The organism is Spirillospora sp. NPDC048824 (assembly GCF_043198455.1).
Taxonomy (GTDB): Bacteria; Actinomycetota; Actinomycetes; order Streptosporangiales; family Streptosporangiaceae; genus Spirillospora.
On the sequence record NZ_JBICUS010000027.1, the window covers coordinates 62335 to 76563 of the forward strand.

General features: G+C 73.3%; 16 protein-coding genes. 9 read left to right on the top strand and 7 right to left on the bottom strand.

Translation table 11 applies throughout. The features are described from left to right. Positions 1 to 223 precede the first annotated feature (223 nt). The 6 genes from ACGFIS_RS34545 to ACGFIS_RS34570 all read left to right on the top strand — a co-directional run bounded on the left by ACGFIS_RS34545 (position 224) and on the right by ACGFIS_RS34570 (position 6627). Positions 224 to 1852 carry a lysine 5,6-aminomutase subunit alpha gene (locus ACGFIS_RS34545; RefSeq protein WP_392904470.1) on the top strand — a complete coding sequence of 543 codons (1629 nt, stop codon included), beginning with the start codon at positions 224 to 226 and terminating at the stop codon, positions 1850 to 1852. Continuing rightward, positions 1849 to 2688 (top strand): OAM dimerization domain-containing protein, encoded by an 840-nt coding sequence (locus ACGFIS_RS34550; protein WP_392904467.1) that lies wholly within the window; start codon positions 1849 to 1851, stop codon positions 2686 to 2688. Before ACGFIS_RS34545 ends, ACGFIS_RS34550 begins: the two co-directional genes overlap by 4 nt. After that, the gene (locus ACGFIS_RS34555; protein WP_392904465.1) at positions 2688 to 3083 is read left to right on the top strand and encodes a hotdog fold domain-containing protein; all 396 of its coding nucleotides are present in this window, start codon (positions 2688 to 2690) and stop codon (positions 3081 to 3083) included. Before ACGFIS_RS34550 ends, ACGFIS_RS34555 begins: the two co-directional genes overlap by 1 nt. A gap of 500 nt (positions 3084 to 3583) precedes the next feature. Then, the gene (gene lnt / locus ACGFIS_RS34560; RefSeq protein ID WP_392973756.1) at positions 3584 to 5239 is read left to right on the top strand and encodes an apolipoprotein N-acyltransferase; all 1656 of its coding nucleotides are present in this window, start codon (positions 3584 to 3586) and stop codon (positions 5237 to 5239) included. Between the two features lie 5 nt (positions 5240 to 5244). Beyond that, positions 5245 to 5991 (top strand): polyprenol monophosphomannose synthase, encoded by a 747-nt coding sequence (locus ACGFIS_RS34565; RefSeq protein WP_392904460.1) that lies wholly within the window; start codon positions 5245 to 5247, stop codon positions 5989 to 5991. A 108-nt stretch (positions 5992 to 6099) separates the two neighbouring features. Beyond that, the gene (locus ACGFIS_RS34570) at positions 6100 to 6627 is read left to right on the top strand and encodes an FxsA family protein (protein ID WP_392904458.1); all 528 of its coding nucleotides are present in this window, start codon (positions 6100 to 6102) and stop codon (positions 6625 to 6627) included. Positions 6628 to 6705: 78 nt separating this feature from the next. Here ACGFIS_RS34570 and ACGFIS_RS34575 read toward each other — a convergent pair whose 3' ends face one another. Then, positions 6706 to 7503 (bottom strand): ABC transporter permease subunit, encoded by a 798-nt coding sequence (locus ACGFIS_RS34575; RefSeq protein WP_392973757.1) that lies wholly within the window; start codon positions 7501 to 7503, stop codon positions 6706 to 6708. Continuing rightward, complete coding sequence (locus ACGFIS_RS34580; RefSeq protein ID WP_392904454.1) at positions 7500 to 8027, bottom strand: hypothetical protein; 528 nt, start codon at positions 8025 to 8027, stop codon at positions 7500 to 7502. The genes ACGFIS_RS34575 and ACGFIS_RS34580 overlap by 4 nt, the downstream gene beginning before the upstream one ends. A 62-nt stretch (positions 8028 to 8089) precedes the next feature. On the opposite strand from ACGFIS_RS34580, the gene ACGFIS_RS34585 reads away from it, so the two are divergent. Then, entirely contained in the window at positions 8090 to 8794 is a 705-nt protein-coding gene (locus ACGFIS_RS34585) for a response regulator (protein ID WP_392904452.1), read from the top strand. A 77-nt stretch (positions 8795 to 8871) separates the two neighbouring features. Here the strand turns inward: ACGFIS_RS34585 and ACGFIS_RS34590 are convergent, their stop codons facing one another. From ACGFIS_RS34590 to ACGFIS_RS34600, 3 genes are all read right to left on the bottom strand, one after another. Continuing rightward, a complete protein-coding gene (locus ACGFIS_RS34590; RefSeq protein ID WP_392904449.1) occupies positions 8872 to 9216 on the bottom strand; it encodes an RNA polymerase-binding protein RbpA in 345 nt (114 codons plus the stop codon). Positions 9217 to 9356: 140 nt separating this feature from the next. Beyond that, positions 9357 to 9962, bottom strand: a complete 606-nt coding sequence (locus tag ACGFIS_RS34595; protein ID WP_392904447.1) for an ATP-dependent Clp protease proteolytic subunit — start codon at positions 9960 to 9962, stop codon at positions 9357 to 9359. Next, positions 9959 to 10603 carry a ClpP family protease gene (locus ACGFIS_RS34600; RefSeq protein ID WP_392904444.1) on the bottom strand — a complete coding sequence of 215 codons (645 nt, stop codon included), beginning with the start codon at positions 10601 to 10603 and terminating at the stop codon, positions 9959 to 9961. The genes ACGFIS_RS34595 and ACGFIS_RS34600 overlap by 4 nt, the downstream gene beginning before the upstream one ends. Positions 10604 to 10683: 80 nt before the next feature. Here ACGFIS_RS34600 and ACGFIS_RS34605 point away from each other — a divergent pair, with 80 nt between their 5' ends. Continuing rightward, the gene (locus tag ACGFIS_RS34605; protein WP_392973760.1) at positions 10684 to 10983 is read left to right on the top strand and encodes a type II toxin-antitoxin system Phd/YefM family antitoxin; all 300 of its coding nucleotides are present in this window, start codon (positions 10684 to 10686) and stop codon (positions 10981 to 10983) included. A 57-nt stretch (positions 10984 to 11040) separates the two neighbouring features. Here the strand turns inward: ACGFIS_RS34605 and ACGFIS_RS34610 are convergent, their stop codons facing one another. Continuing rightward, the gene (locus tag ACGFIS_RS34610) at positions 11041 to 11847 is read right to left on the bottom strand and encodes a glycerophosphodiester phosphodiesterase (protein ID WP_392904437.1); all 807 of its coding nucleotides are present in this window, start codon (positions 11845 to 11847) and stop codon (positions 11041 to 11043) included. Positions 11848 to 11962: 115 nt separating this feature from the next. Here ACGFIS_RS34610 and ACGFIS_RS34615 point away from each other — a divergent pair, with 115 nt between their 5' ends. Beyond that, positions 11963 to 12187 carry an EF-hand domain-containing protein gene (locus ACGFIS_RS34615; protein ID WP_392904434.1) on the top strand — a complete coding sequence of 75 codons (225 nt, stop codon included), beginning with the start codon at positions 11963 to 11965 and terminating at the stop codon, positions 12185 to 12187. 38 nt (positions 12188 to 12225) lie between these two features. On the opposite strand, the gene ACGFIS_RS34620 is transcribed toward ACGFIS_RS34615, so the two are convergent. After that, positions 12226 to 14073 carry an MFS transporter gene (locus tag ACGFIS_RS34620; protein ID WP_392973758.1) on the bottom strand — a complete coding sequence of 616 codons (1848 nt, stop codon included), beginning with the start codon at positions 14071 to 14073 and terminating at the stop codon, positions 12226 to 12228. Positions 14074 to 14229: the final 156 nt, after the last annotated feature.

Sequence of the window (14229 nt, forward strand, 5' to 3'; positions counted from 1 at the left end):
GATCGTCGCTACCGGCGGGTTCGGCCTGGGCATCACCTGGAGGTGAGGTGACCGGCCCGGCCAGGGAAGATGGGCCTGTACACCGGAGGCGGCCCGAGGGGATGTACTGCCAGTTCTTGTGAAATACGGTATGAATGCCGGAAGATCTCCTGTAGATGACCTGGTACGAAGGACGATTGATGGAACCGGCCTGAGAGGGGCGGCTGCGTGAGGGGAGACGGCAATGGCGCCGCAGGGAAAACTGGGCCTCGACCCGGAGGTGGTGCGCACCGCCCGGCGGCTGGCCGCCCGGGCCGCAGAGCCCATCATCGACATGGCACGCTCCCACACCACCGTCTCCGTTGAGCGCGCCCTGCTTCGGCTGGCCGGCCTCACCGGCGCCGACGACGGCGGACGCCCCTGGGCCAACCACCTCGCCGACGCCGTCCGCGACCAGGTCGGCCTGGAGCACGGCGTGGCGCTGCCGGTCTGGGACGCACTGCTGAACGGCCCGCACGGCTCCCTCGGCGACCTCGCGCAGGCCGCCGCCCGGGGCCGCGTGTCGTTCCGGCTGCCGTCGGGAACCGACGCCGCCCACGCCCGCAAGGCCGCCGGGGAGGCGGCCCGCGGCGGGATCGGCCGCATCGACCGCCGCCGCGCCGAACGGGACCGGCTGCTGGCCGAACTGCCCCCGCCCGACGCGGGAGACGCGCCGAAGCCGCTGGTCTACCTGATCGTGGCGACCGGCGACATCTACGAGGACATCCCCCAGGCGCAGGCCGCCGCGCGGGAGGGCGCCGACGTCGTCGCGGTGATCCGCTCCACCGGCCAGTCGCTGCTGGACTTCGTCCCCGAGGGCGCCACCCGCGAGGGGTACGCCGGCACCTACGCGACGCGGGAGAACTTCCGGCTGATGCGGTCCGCGCTGGACGAGGTGTCCCGCGAGCTCGGCCGGTACGTGCGGCTGACGAACTACGCGTCCGGGCTGTGCATGCCGGAGATCGCGACGCTCGCCGGGCTGGAGCGCCTGGACATGATGCTGAACGACTGCATGTACGGGATCATCTTCCGCGACATCAACCCCCGCCGGACGTTCATCGACCAGCGCTTCTCCCGGCAGATCCACGCCCGCGCCGGCATCATGATCAACACCGGCGAGGACAACTACCTCACCACCGCCGACGCGGTCGACGCCGCGCACACCGTGATCGTCAGCCAGCTGCTGAACGAGAGGTTCGGGCACGAGGCGGGCCTCACCGACGCCCAGCTCGGCCTCGGCCACGCCTTCGAGATCAACCCGGCGATCCCCGAGTCGTTCCGGCTGGAACTCGCGCACGCCCAGCTCGTCCGGGAGCTGTTCCCCGGCGCGCCGCTGAAGTACATGCCGCCGACCAAGCACATGACCGGCAACATCTTCGCCGGCTACCTGCTGGACGCGTTCTTCAACCTCGCCGGCGTCATGACCGGGCAGTCGATCATCCTGATCGGGATGATGACCGAGGGCATCCACACCCCCTGGCTGTCGGACCGCGACCTGGCGCTGGAGAACGTCCGCTACGTCCGCGACGCCTGCGGCGGCCTCGCCGAGGACTTCGTGCCCCGCCCCGGCGGCATGCTCGTCCAGCGCGCCGAGCGGGTCCTGTCGGAGTCGGTGGAGCTGCTGGAGCGCGTCAGCGACGACGGCCTGCTCACCGCCATCGCCGAGGGCACCTTCGGCGTCACCCGCCGCCCTCCCGACGGCGGCAAGGGCCTGGACGGCGTCGTCCCCCGCGCCGACGGCTACGTCAACCCCGCCATCGAGATCCTCGACTCCGAAGACCCGCACGCCGGCCGCCCCACCGCCGACGCAGCCGAGCAGGAGGTGCCCGCATGACGGTCGAGAGCCCCGGGACCGGTACGCAGACCCCGGCCGAGCCCGCCGACACCCGGCAGGTCATCCGCCCCTACGGCGACACCACCGGGGACGGGATGGTGCAGATGTCGTTCACGCTCCCGGTCCCGTCCGGCAAACGCGCAGACGCCGCCGCGCTGCAGCTCGCCGGGAAGATGGGCCTGGACCAGGCCAGCGTCGTGCACGCCAAGCCGATGGGTCCCGACTTCACCTTCTTCATCGTGTACGGGAAGGTGCGGCACCTCGTCGACTACGCCTCCATCCCCGTCCCCGAGGAACGCGCCTACCCGCTGCTGACCGCTCAGGAGGTGAACCTGGCGATCCGCGGCGCGCTGAACCGGCGGCTGGTGGTCGTCGGCGCCTGCATCGGCACCGACGCCCACACCGTCGGCATCGACGCGATCCTCAACGTCAAGGGGTACGCGGGGGAGAAGGGCCTGGAGTACTACCGCGAGATCCACGTGGTCAACATGGGCGCCCAGGTCACCGTGGCCGAACTGGTCGAGCGCGCCAAGGCCGAGGACGCCGACGCGGTCCTGGTGTCGCAGGTCGTCACCCAGCGCAACGCGCACCTGCACAACACCAAGCAGATGGCCGCCGCGTTCCACTCCGAATACCCCACCGCCGTCGCCGGCGGCATGGGACGGCCCCTGCTGGTCGTCGGCGGCCCCAGGTTCGACACCGTCACCGAGGCCGACCTCGGCGTCGACCGGATCTTCGGCAGGGGCACCACGCCCGCCGAGGTCGCCGCCTACCTCGTGCACGCCCTGCTTCCCGGCGGGACCGCGCCGGGCGACGACGACCCGGAGGACGAGTGATGAGCGACCCGCGCGAGGGACTGGCGGTCACGCACCGCCGCTACATCCCCTACTCCCACGCCCACTACGCGGGCGACCTGGTCGACGGCGCCTACGTGCTCGGGCTGTTCGGGGACGCGGCGACGGAGCTGTGCGTCCGCACCGACGGTGACGAGGGACTGTTCGCGTCCTACTCCGACGTGCAGTTCCGCGCCCCGGTCCGGGCGGGCGACGTCCTGGAGACCACCGCCGTGCTCGCGCGCGCCGGAACCCGCAGCCGCGTCATGGAGTTCGAGGCCCGGGTGGTGTGCCGGGGCCGCCCGGACAAGGGTGAATCGGCCGCCGAGGTCCTGCCGGACCCGATCGTTGCGGTGACCGCCACCGGAACCGTCGTCGTCGCCCCGCCCCGCCCGTGAGACCGGGCGGCCGGGCCGCCGGCCGCCCCCGTGATCGCCGATCTTCCGCACGGAAATCGCACGCCTCACGATCATGGCGCTGACCTGGGAGAACATGGAGTCGCCGCAGAACATGCGGCGGTTGACATGAGGGCTGGAGCCGGTAGTTTTGCTGCAGTCCAGCACGGGACTCACCGATCGTGCCGCCCGAGGCGCCGCAGGGCACCGCGCCACGACGGGGACGGGGGATCACGCGAGTGGTCGACGCCGCGCCCGCCCGAGCCAGCGCGGTGATCCGGGGCCGTGCCCGGACGGAGCCGCCCGATCGCGCGGGGGGTTGGACCCGGGAAGGGCCCGGACATCCGGTAGAAAACGGACGCTCGTTCTCACCGCCTGTGGGACGACTCCGGCCCGACGGGTGTCACGGGCCCTCTTCCGTGTGCGCGCCCCCATCCGTGGTCGCCGTGACGGCCCGAGCCCGGTAGCGTTCCCGGGAGGGAACAAGGGAACGAGGTGGGGACGTGGCCCAGGAGACCCTCCCGGAACGGTCACCGGCCGAGAGCACGGTCACCGGCACGGGAACGGGTGGTGAACCGGGCGCGGCGATACGGCCGGGCTGGGCGGCGCGCCTGGGCGACGGCCTGCGCAGCGGCGGCCGCGCGGGCTGGCCCCGCACGCTGCTGGCCGTGGCCGCCGGGCTGGCCATGTGGCTCGCCTTCCCGCCCTTCGACCTGACACCGGCGGCCCCGGCCGGCGTCGCGCTGCTCACCCTCACGATGCGCGGCCTGTCCGCCCGCACCGGCGCGTGGCTCGGCTTCGTCGGCGGCGCCGCGTTCTTCGTCCCCGTCCTGGAGGGCATCGGCCAGATCGGCCCGGACGCCTGGATCGTGCTCGCCCTCGTCCAGGCCCTGTACTTCCTGCCGCTCGGCGCCGGGATCGCCATGGTCACCCGGCTGCGCGGCTGGCCGGTGTGGACGGCCGCGCTGTGGATCGGCGAAGAGCTGATCCGCGGCCACGTCCCCTTCGGCGGATTCCCGTGGGCGCGGCTCGCCTTCAGCCAGACCGCCACGCCGCTGACACCCTACGCCTCGGTGGGCGGCGCGCCCCTGGTCACGTTCCTGACCGCCCTGATCGGCGGGCTGCTCGCCTACGCGGCCGTCGCCGCCCACCGCGCCCGCACCGCCGGGACGCCGGCGCGATGGCGTCCCCTGGTGCCCGTCGCCGCCGCCCTCGCCGTGATCGCCGCCATCGCCGGGGGCGGGACGCTGATCCCCACGCCCACGTCCGGGCGGCCCGTGACCGTCGCCGTCATCCAGGGCAACGTGCCGCGCCTGGGCCTGGACTTCCTCGGCCAGCGCAAGGCCGTCCTGAACAACCACGTCGAGGCCACCCACGAGCTGGCCGCGCGGGTCCGCGCCGGGAAGGTCCCGAAGCCCGAACTGGTGGTGTGGCCGGAGAACGCCAGCGACCTGGACCCCTACACCGAGCCCGAGGCCCACACCGCCATCGACGCCGCGGTGAAGGACGTCGGCGTCCCCGTCCTGGTCGGCGCCCTCACCGACACGCCCGACGGCGAGAAGGTCGAGAACCGCGGCATCGTCTGGGATCCGCAGAGCGGGCCCGGCGACTACTACGTCAAACGGCACCCCGTCCCGTTCGGGGAGTACCTCCCGTTCCGCGACGTCCTCACCACGCTGATCACCCGGTTCGAGCGGATCCCCCGCGACTTCGCCAAGGGCACCCGTTCCGGCGTGATGCAGCTCGGCCCGGTCACGATCGGCGACGTCATCTGCTTCGAGGTGGCCTACGACAAGGAGGTCCGTGACGTGGCGCGCGGCGACCTGCTGGTCGTGCAGACCAACAACGCCACCTACGGCAAGACGAGCCTGCCGCCGCAGCAGATCGCGATGTCGCGGCTGCGCGCGGTGGAACATGGCCGTACGATCTTGGTTGCCGCGACCAGCGGGATCAGCGCGATCGTCGCCCCGGACGGGCGGATGATCGACGAGTCCCGCGAGTTCGTCCCCGACATCCAGGTCGAGACCGTCCCGGCGCGGACGGCCACCACCCTGTCGGACCGGCTGGGCGCCGCGCCCGAGTGGACGCTCGCGGCGCTCGGCCTCGGCGCGATCTTCGCGGCGGCATGGACGGCGGCGCGCGAGAACGAGGGGAACTGACACCGATGGAGATCCCAGCCGACCTGGGCCGGGTGCTCGTGATCATCCCGACCTACAACGAGCGGGACAACATCGAGGGCATCGCCGGGCGGGTACGCGAGGCCGTCCCGTCCGCGGACGTCCTGGTGGTCGATGACGCCAGCCCCGACGGCACCGGCGAGGCCGCCGACGCCATGGCCGACAAGGACGAGCAGATCCGCGTCCTGCACCGCGAGGGCAAGGACGGCCTCGGCCCGGCCTACATCGCCGGGTTCCGGTGGGCCGCCGAACGCGGCTACGACGTCATGGTCGAGATGGACGCCGACGGCTCCCACCAGCCCGAGGAGCTGCCGCGGCTGCTGGCCGCCCTGGTGGACGCCGACCTGGTCATCGGGGCCCGCTGGGTACCGGGCGGCAAGGTGCGCAACTGGCCCAAGCGGCGCGAGGCGCTGTCGCGGGGCGCCAACACCTACGCCCGGCTGATGCTCGGCATCCCCCTGCACGACGCCACCGGCGGCTACCGCGCGTTCCGCGCCGCGACGCTGGAGAAGATCGGGCTGGACGACGTCGACTCCCGCGGCTACTGCTTCCAGATCGACCTGGCGCTGCGGGCGCTGCGGCAGGGGCTGCGGGTCGTGGAGGTGCCCATCACCTTCGTCGAACGCGTCCACGGCACCAGCAAGATGAACCGGGACGTCATGGCCGAGGCGGCGCTGCGCATCACCCAGTGGGGCGTGAGCGACCGCGCCGGCAAGCTGCGTCCGCCCCGCTGAGCCCCGTCCCGGACCCCGCCCGCCGGACCCCGCGCGCGGCGGGGAAACGAACGGGGGCGCCGCAGCGTTGTACAGGATGAGGCTTTCGACGACCCCGAAGATGGAGCCATGCTGCCGCTGCTGATCGTCCTGGCGTTCCTGCTGGTGCCGGTCCTGGAGATCTACGTCCTGATCCAGGTCGGCCAGGTGATCGGTGCCTGGCCGCTGGCCGGGCTGCTGGCCGCCGAGGTCGTCCTCGGCGCGTGGATCATCCGGCGGGAGGGCCGGCGTGCCTGGGGCGCGCTGTACGACACCGTCCGCAGCGGCGTCCTGCAGGACCGCGAACTCGGCGACGCGGTGCTGGTCATGGCCGGCGGGGTGCTGATCCTGCTGCCCGGCCTCGTCACCGACGTGCTCGGCGCCGCGCTGGTCCTGCCGTTCACGCGGCCGCCGCTCAAGCGGGCGATGTCGGCGTTCGCGGCGCGGCGGATGCGGGCGGCCGAGGCGCGCGCCGCGATGTTCCCGCCGCCCGGCCTCGGAGGCGCCGGGTTCGATCCCTTCGGACGGGGACCGGGACCCGAACGGGTGGAGACCCCGCCCGGGCCCGTGGTCCGCGGCGAGGTCGTCCACGACGATGACACCCCGTCCAAGACCTGACGCGGCCCCCGGCCTCGCAGGCGCCTCCCCGGCCCCGTAGGCGTCCCGCCGGGCCTCTCAGGCGTCCCGCCGGGCCTCTCAGGCGTCGCGCCCGGCGAGCAGGGCACCGCCCGCCAGCAGCGCCGCCGCCGCGTACCCGGCCAGGACCCCCATCCCCGCCCACGGCCCGATCGGCAGCCGGTCCAGGTCGCGGGTCCACTGGACGGCCAGGCCCGCCGACATCGGCGCGAGCCTCTCCAGGCGCTCCTGCCACTGCGCGTCCCCGACGAGCCGCGTGATGACCGGGACGATCCACAGCAGCGCCAGCACGGCCGTGATCGCCGCCGCCTGCTCCCGCACCGCCGTGCCCACCCCGAGCGCCGGCAGTGCCACCAGCACCAGATACAGGACGGTCCCGGCCGCGGCCCGGACGGTGGGCCCGTCCGTCAGCGACAGCGGCGGGTAGCCGGCGGCGGCGGTGAACCCGTTGCCGGGCAGGATGCCCCGCCCCGCCGCCAGCGACGCCAGCACCCCCGCCGTCCCCGCGCCCGCGACGGCGGCCGCGACGACCGCGGCCTTCGCGGCCAGGACCGTGCCGCGGCGCGGGACCGCCGCCAGCGTCGCGGCGATCGTCCCGTTGGCGTACTCGCCGCCGACGGCCAGGACCCCCAGCACGACCGCGGCGACCTGCCCGAGCTGGACGCCCGACAGCGACAGCCTGGGCAGGTCCTCCCGGCATCCGGCGGGGGTCGGGCAGTGGGAGGTGTCCACCGCGCCGGTCACGGCCGCGCCGACCGCCACGATGATCCCCGCCAGGGCCGGCAGCAGCCACATCGTGCTCGGCAGTGTCCGCAGCTTCGTCCACTCCGCGTGCACCGCGCGGGCCGTCGCCGTCACGCGTCCCGCCGCCTGACCAGCCACGCCGCGGCCGCCAGCGCCACCGCCGTGTAGGCGCACAGCACCCCGAAACCGGCCCACGGTCCGATCGCCCGGTCGTACTGCGTCACCGTCTGCTGGATCGCGAACCCCGCCGCCGGGGTCAGCCGTTCCAGCCACCGCGCCGCCGACAGCGGCAGCCCGGTCGCCACGATCTGCGGGACGAGCAGCAGCAGCAGCACCACCGTGATCGCCGGTGCGCTGCGCCGCACGATCACCGCGACCGCCAGGGCGAACACGGCGATCACGCCGAGCAGGGCCCCCGTCCCGACGACCGCCCGCAGCACGGTCGCGTCCCCCAGCGGCGGCGGCGCCAGCCCGTTCGAACGCAGCACCGGTCCGGCCAGCAGCACCGCTCCGAACGCGGCGGCCAGGCCCGCCGCGTCCGCGACAACGGGCCCGGGCCCGTGCCCGGCGCCGTCCCCGCCGGGCACGGCGTCCTCGGCATGCGCGAACGCGCCGCCGCCGTCGGCGGCGACCTGCACGCCGGCCCCGGCCCGGCCGGCGGGTTCCTGGTCGAGGCGGCGCTCCCCGCGGCGGAGACGCCATGACCGGCGGAGACGCCGGGACCGATGAGGGCGCCGGGACCGTGCGCGTGGCCGTGGCCGACGACCAGGAGGTCGCCCGGGCCGGATTCGGCGCCCTGCTGGGCACCCAGCCCGACCTGGACGTCGTCGCCACCGCCGCCGACGGCGCCGCCGCGGTCCGCGTCTGCCGCGAGCACCGGCCCGACGTCGTGCTGATGGACGTGCGGATGCCCGTCATGGACGGCATCGAGGCCACCCGCCGCATCACCGCCGACCCCGGCGCCCCCCGCGTGCTGATCCTCACCACGTTCGACCTCGACGAGCACGTCTACGACGCGCTCGTCGCCGGCGCCAGCGGGTTCCTGCTCAAGGACGTCACCGCCGAGCGGCTGTTCGACGCCGTCCGGGTCGTCGCCTCCGGCGAGGCGCTGCTCGCGCCGGCCGTCACCCGCCGCCTCATCGGCGAGTTCGCCCGCCTGCGGCCCCGCCCCCCGTCCGGGACGCGGCACGCCCTGGACGCCCTGACGCCCCGGGAGACCGACGTGCTGCGCCTGGTCGCCGAGGGTCTCACCAACGGCGAGATCGCCGCGCGCCTCGTCGTGGGGGAGGAGACGGTCAAGACCCACGTCAGCCGCATCCTGCGCAAGCTGGGGCTCCGCGACCGCGTCCAGGCCGTCGTCACCGCCTACGAGAGCGGCCTCGTCCTGCCCCGGACGGGCCGCTGAGGATTCCGGCATTCGGACATGGGACGGGCCCGCACCGGCGACCGGTGCGGGCCCGTTCCACTCGAAGAATCAGATGCTCACGCCGACTTCCTGCGCCCCGCCCGCAGGATCTCCAGCCGCTCCGCCAGAACCTCCTCCAGGTCCTCGACGGTTCTGCGTTCCATGAGCATGTCCCAGTGGGTCCGCGGCGGCTTGCCCTTCTTCGTTTGGGGCAGTTCCCCGTCGACCCGCAGGGCCGTGGCGCCGCAGCTGCGGCATTCCCAGGTCATCGGCACCTCGGCCTCGGCTGCGAGCGTCACGGTGAACCGGTGGCCCTTGGTGCAGGTGTAGTCCACCTCTTGCCGAGGGGCGAGATCGGTGTTGCGATCGTTCTCGTAGCTCGTCGCTCCGAGTCGAGTACCGCGAAGTGCGCGCTCGGCCATCGTCACGTGCCTCCCAGACGGCTTGCGGTCTTGCCCTGACCAACGCTGAATACCGTGACAAGATTCCCGCACCCAGCGTGATCCAACCCTGCTGTTTCCGGCCGCACCGGGCCGCCGGTGAGGAACGTCCCGCTCAGACGCTAGTTACGGGACGTGAGCACCTCGTCGATCAACCCGTAGTCCCTGGCCTCGGCGGCGCTGAAGAAGCGCGCGCGGTCCAGGTCGCGGCGCACGGTCTCCGGTTCCCGCCCGGTCGCCTCCGCCAGGATCGCCTCGGTCTGCGCCCGCAGCCTCAGCACCTCGCGGGCCTGGATGTCCAGGTCGGTGGTGTAGCCCCGCGACACCTCGACGGCGGGCTCGTGCAGCAGGATCCGCGCGCCGGTCAGCGCCGCCCGCCGGCCCGGCGAGCCGGCGGCCAGCAGGATCGCCGCCGCCGACCCGGCCTGCCCCACGCACGTCGTCTCGATCGGCGGCGCGACGTAGCGCATCGTGTCGCAGATCGCCAGCATCGCCGTCAGCGACCCGCCCGGCGAGTTGATGTACAGGGCGATGGGGCGGTCGGCGTCCATGCCCTCCAGCGCCAGCAGCTGCGCCGTGACGTCATTGGCGCTGATGTCGTCCACGGGGGCGCCGAGGAAGACGATGCGGTCCTCGAACAGCTTGTTGTAGGGATTGGTGTCCTTGCGCCCGAAGTTCGTCTGCTCCTCGAACTCGGGGACGAGGTAGCGCCTTTCCGCACGTGTCATGTGCCCACCCGGTCGGTGCTGTCGATGACATGGTCGACGAAACCATAGTCGCGGGCCTCCTCCGCGGTGAACCACGCGTCGCGGTCCCCGTCGGCCTCGATCTGCTCCAGCGTCTGGCCGGTGTGGAACGCCGTCAGCTCCGCCAGGGTCCGCTTGAGGTACAGCGACTGCTCCGCCTGGATCTTGATGTCGGACGCGGTGCCGCCGATCCCGCCGTGCGGCTGGTGCATCATCACCCGCGAGTGCCGCAGCGCGTACCGCTTGCCCGCGGTCCCGGCGCACAGCAGCGTCTGACCCATGGAGGCTGCCATGCCCATCGCGACCGTGGAGATGTCGTTCGGGACGAACCGCATCATGTCGTAGATCGCCATCCCGGCGTCCACGACCCCGCCGGGGGAGTTGATGTAGATCGTGATGTCGCGCCGCGCGTCCTGCGCGGCGAGCAGCAGCAGCTGGGCGTTGACCCGGTTGGCGAGCTTGTCGTCGATCTCGGTGCCGAGGAACACGATCCGCTGCGCCAGCAGCCGCTCGAACAGCTGCGCGTCCGCCAGCTGGGGCAGCTCCGCGACACTCGCGCGGGACCTCCCCGCGTACGTCTCCGGTCGCGCATCGGCCCGGTCCGGCGCCGAGTTCTCCCGCATGTGCCCTCCTAGATCGGATGTATAGAATGTACATTTTAATGTTCTGCCTGGCGAGTTGGACAAGACGCGTTCGCTATAGGATGAAAGACGTGGAAATCGCGGTCACGAAGGCCCGGAAGATCTTCGCGGAGCTGCTCAACCGGGTCATCTATGGCGGTGAGGAGATCGTGCTCACCCGTCACGGCAAGACCGTGGCCGGACTCGTCTCGGCCGAAGACCTGGAGTTGCTGCGGCAGGTCAGGGCCGCACGGCTCGACCTGACCCATGCCGGGCTCTCCGCTGCGGAAGAGGCCTCGCGAGCCATCCCGGAGGAGACTCCCTTCCCGATCGCGGCGCAGTACCGCCCTCCTGGCCGGCAGCGCCCCGGCTTCGGCCGCTGACCTGGTGAGCGCCCGGCGTGCCGTCGCGGGAGGATCCGTCCGCGATGTGCGGGCGCGTCAGCCGGCGGGTGCGGGGCCCGGCCAGAGGTTGCGCGACTTCATGATGCGGCGCAGCTCGACGATCTCGTCGGTCATGATTCCGTCGACGCCGAGGTCCAGGAGGTGTTCCATGGCGGCGGGGTCGTTGACCGTCCAGGCGTGGACCCGCAGGCCCAGTTCGTGGGCGCGGGCGATGAACGACTCGGTGACGAACGGGACGGGCCCGAGGCCGTAGGGGACCTGCGCGCACGCGACGCCCGTGGCGGCGAGGCGTATGAGCTTGGCGGCCGGGCCCCCGTAGGACTTGGCGCGCAGGGCCATCACGCCGCGCGGGTCGAGGGCGGTGCACACGTCGCGGTCGGTGAACAGGGGGAGGCGGGCGCGCATCTGCGCCAGCCGGCGGGTGGAGAAGGACGTGATGCACACCCGGTGCCAGGCGTTCGCACGGTGCAGCGCCGCGGCCAGGGGGCCGATGACGGGGGCGTCCTTCAGGTCGATGTTGACGCGGGCCTGGGGGAAGGAGCCGAGGATCTCCTCCAGGCGGGGGATGGGCTCGGCGCCGCCGATGCGGGCCTTGGCGACCTCGGCGTAGGGGAGGCGCGCGATGGTGCCCGTGCGGTCGGTCACGCGGTCCAGGGTGCGGTCGTGGAAGGCGACGACGACGCCGTCGGCGGTGGCGTGGGCGTCGGTCTCCAGGTAGCGGTAGCCGAGGTCGACGGCGCGCTGGAATGCGGCCAGGGAGTTCTCGGGGAGGCCGTCCGCGCCGCCCCGGTGGGCGAAGGGGATCGGCCCGGGGTGGTCGAGGAACTCATACGAGCGGCGCACTCGTCCGATTATGGCCGACCGGCCGCCCGGACTGGACCTTACTGCGTAAAGGCCGGGGGCCGGGGCACCCGGTGCTAGCGTCACCACGGCAGGCGATCAGCGAAGGAGCACGCGCATGGCGGATGTGAACGACTACCGGGCGACGTTCGAGCTCGTGGACGTCGACGGCGACGGGTACATCTCGGCGGACGAGCTGAAGAACCTGATGAGAGCGCTCGGCGAGGATGTCACCGGAGCCCGCGCGGTGGAGGTCGTCGTGGCCGCCGACGCGAACCGGGACGGGAAGATCTCCCTGGAGGAGTTCACCGCCCTGATGGAGCGGACCGCCCGCCCGGACTGACCGGCCGGACGGGCCGCCCGAACCGGTCGGGGGGTGGCTCAGTCCGCGCGGCGCCGGAGATTGAGGGCGTTGTCGGTGCGCGTCATGACGCGTCCGTCGGGGGCGGTCTGGACGCGTTCGTGATCGCCGCTGCGCAGCACGTCCCATTCTCCGTCCGGGAGGTCCAGGGACTTCAGGACCTCGTCGGCGGTGGGCAGGTGCACGCCGGGGTGGGCGTCGGGGTCCCAGGGCGGCGGGCCGGCGTGCCCGGCGATGAGCAGGGTTCCGCCGGGTGCGACGGCCGCGGCGGCGGCGCGCAGGATCTCCTCGCGGGGCATGCCCTCCTCGGGGGAGTGCAGGAAATGGGCGGAGACCAGGTCGTAGGTGCCCTCGGGGAACGACGAGCCGAGGTCGTGGCGGCGCCAGTCGACGCGGTCGGCGACGCCGGCCGCCTCGGCGTGGCGGGCGGCGCGTTCGAGCGCGACGCGGGAGATGTCGGCGGCGGTGACGCGCCAGCCCCGCTTCGCGAGCCAGATGGCGTCGGCGCCTTCGCCGCATCCCAGGTCGAGGGCGGTGCCGGGTTCCAGCCCGGTGACCTCCTCGACGAGGACGGTGTTGGGTTCCCCGCTCCACAGGTGGTCGTGCTCGGCGTAGCGGGCGTCCCAGAATTCTTCGCCGGTGGTGTGGTCCATGGTCCGATGATGCGCCGTCACCGTCTCGTCCGGCGAACCGTGTTGCCGTTTCCGCAAGGCGAGCAGGGAGAAGGCGCCGAGGGCGGCCGGTGCGGCGGCGAGGGCGTAGCAGGCCGGCAGCGGCAGCACGTCGAGGAGCATGCCGGTCGCCGCCGTGCCGCCGGCCGCGCCGAGGTTCAGGGCGGTGTTCACCCAGGCCGCCGTCCGGGTGCGCGCGTCCGGCGGCGCGGACGCGTCGGCGAGCAGGTAGGCGGCGGTGAGGGTGGGGCCGACGAAGAGCCCGGCGGCGCACGTCAGCAGGGCCAGGACGGTGAGGCTCGGCGCGAGGCCCGCGGCGGCCGGCGTAATGCCGAGCGGGAGCAGGAGCGCGGCGAGGCGGCCGCGTCCGGATGGGGTCCTTGCGGCCGCGCCGTAGACGAGGCCGCCGAGGGTGCTGCCGACCGCGAGAGCGGCCTCCACCCAGGCGGCCGCGGCGGGCTGGTGGTGGCGGTGGCTGAACGCCACGGCCAGCAGGGCGGTCGATCCCAGGACGACGCCGGTGGCCGCGGCGGCGATGGCCGGGGCGGCCGGGATCGCGGGCATGCGGGGGCCCCGGTGGCGCCCGCGCGGCCGCGGGCGTGCCGCAGGGGAGGTGCTCAGGCCGACGGTGCCGGCGGCGACCAGGGCGGCGCTGAGGGCGATTCCGAGGGACGGTGAGGCGATCACGGCCAGCAGCCCCGCCAGGAGCGGTCCGGCGACGAACACGAGTTCCTCGGCGACGGTGTCGAGGCTGTAGGCGCGCCGCAGGAGCGGTCCGTCCTTGAGGAGGCCGCTCCACAGCGTCCGCATGACCACGCCGACCGGGGGAGCGGTGATGCCGGCGGCGATGGTCAGGGCCGCCAGGAGCGGGACGGGGGTCCCGGGCCGCCAGGTGAGGGCGGCCAGGGCGGTGAGGGCGACGGTGTAGCCCGCGGCCATCGGGGGCAGGGCGCGGCGCGGGCCGTGCCGGTCGATGAGGGCGGCGCGCACGGGCGTCAGGGCGGAGACCGTGAGGCCGAGCAGGGCCAGAAGCCCGCCCGCCTTGGCGTAGGAGCCCGTGGAGGAGGTGAACGCCAGCGTCAGGGACAGGAAGACCGTCCCGTAGGACAGGCGTCCCAGCAGGGCCAGGCCGAAGCCTGGTTCGACGTAATTCAGCGGGCTGGAGTCGCGAATCTGGGTCCTGACCTGGGGTGACATGCTTGTGGCCGCCTGGAGGGCGTTTCTCTAGGCGGTGGTGTTCGTGCTGGTCAGCGGGGTATCGGGTTGAGGTCGATGACCTGCTTGGGGGCGGGGATGTCGAGCGCGGACAGCAGATCGGCCTGGGGCTTGGTCAGGGTGGTGGTCCGGCGGAAC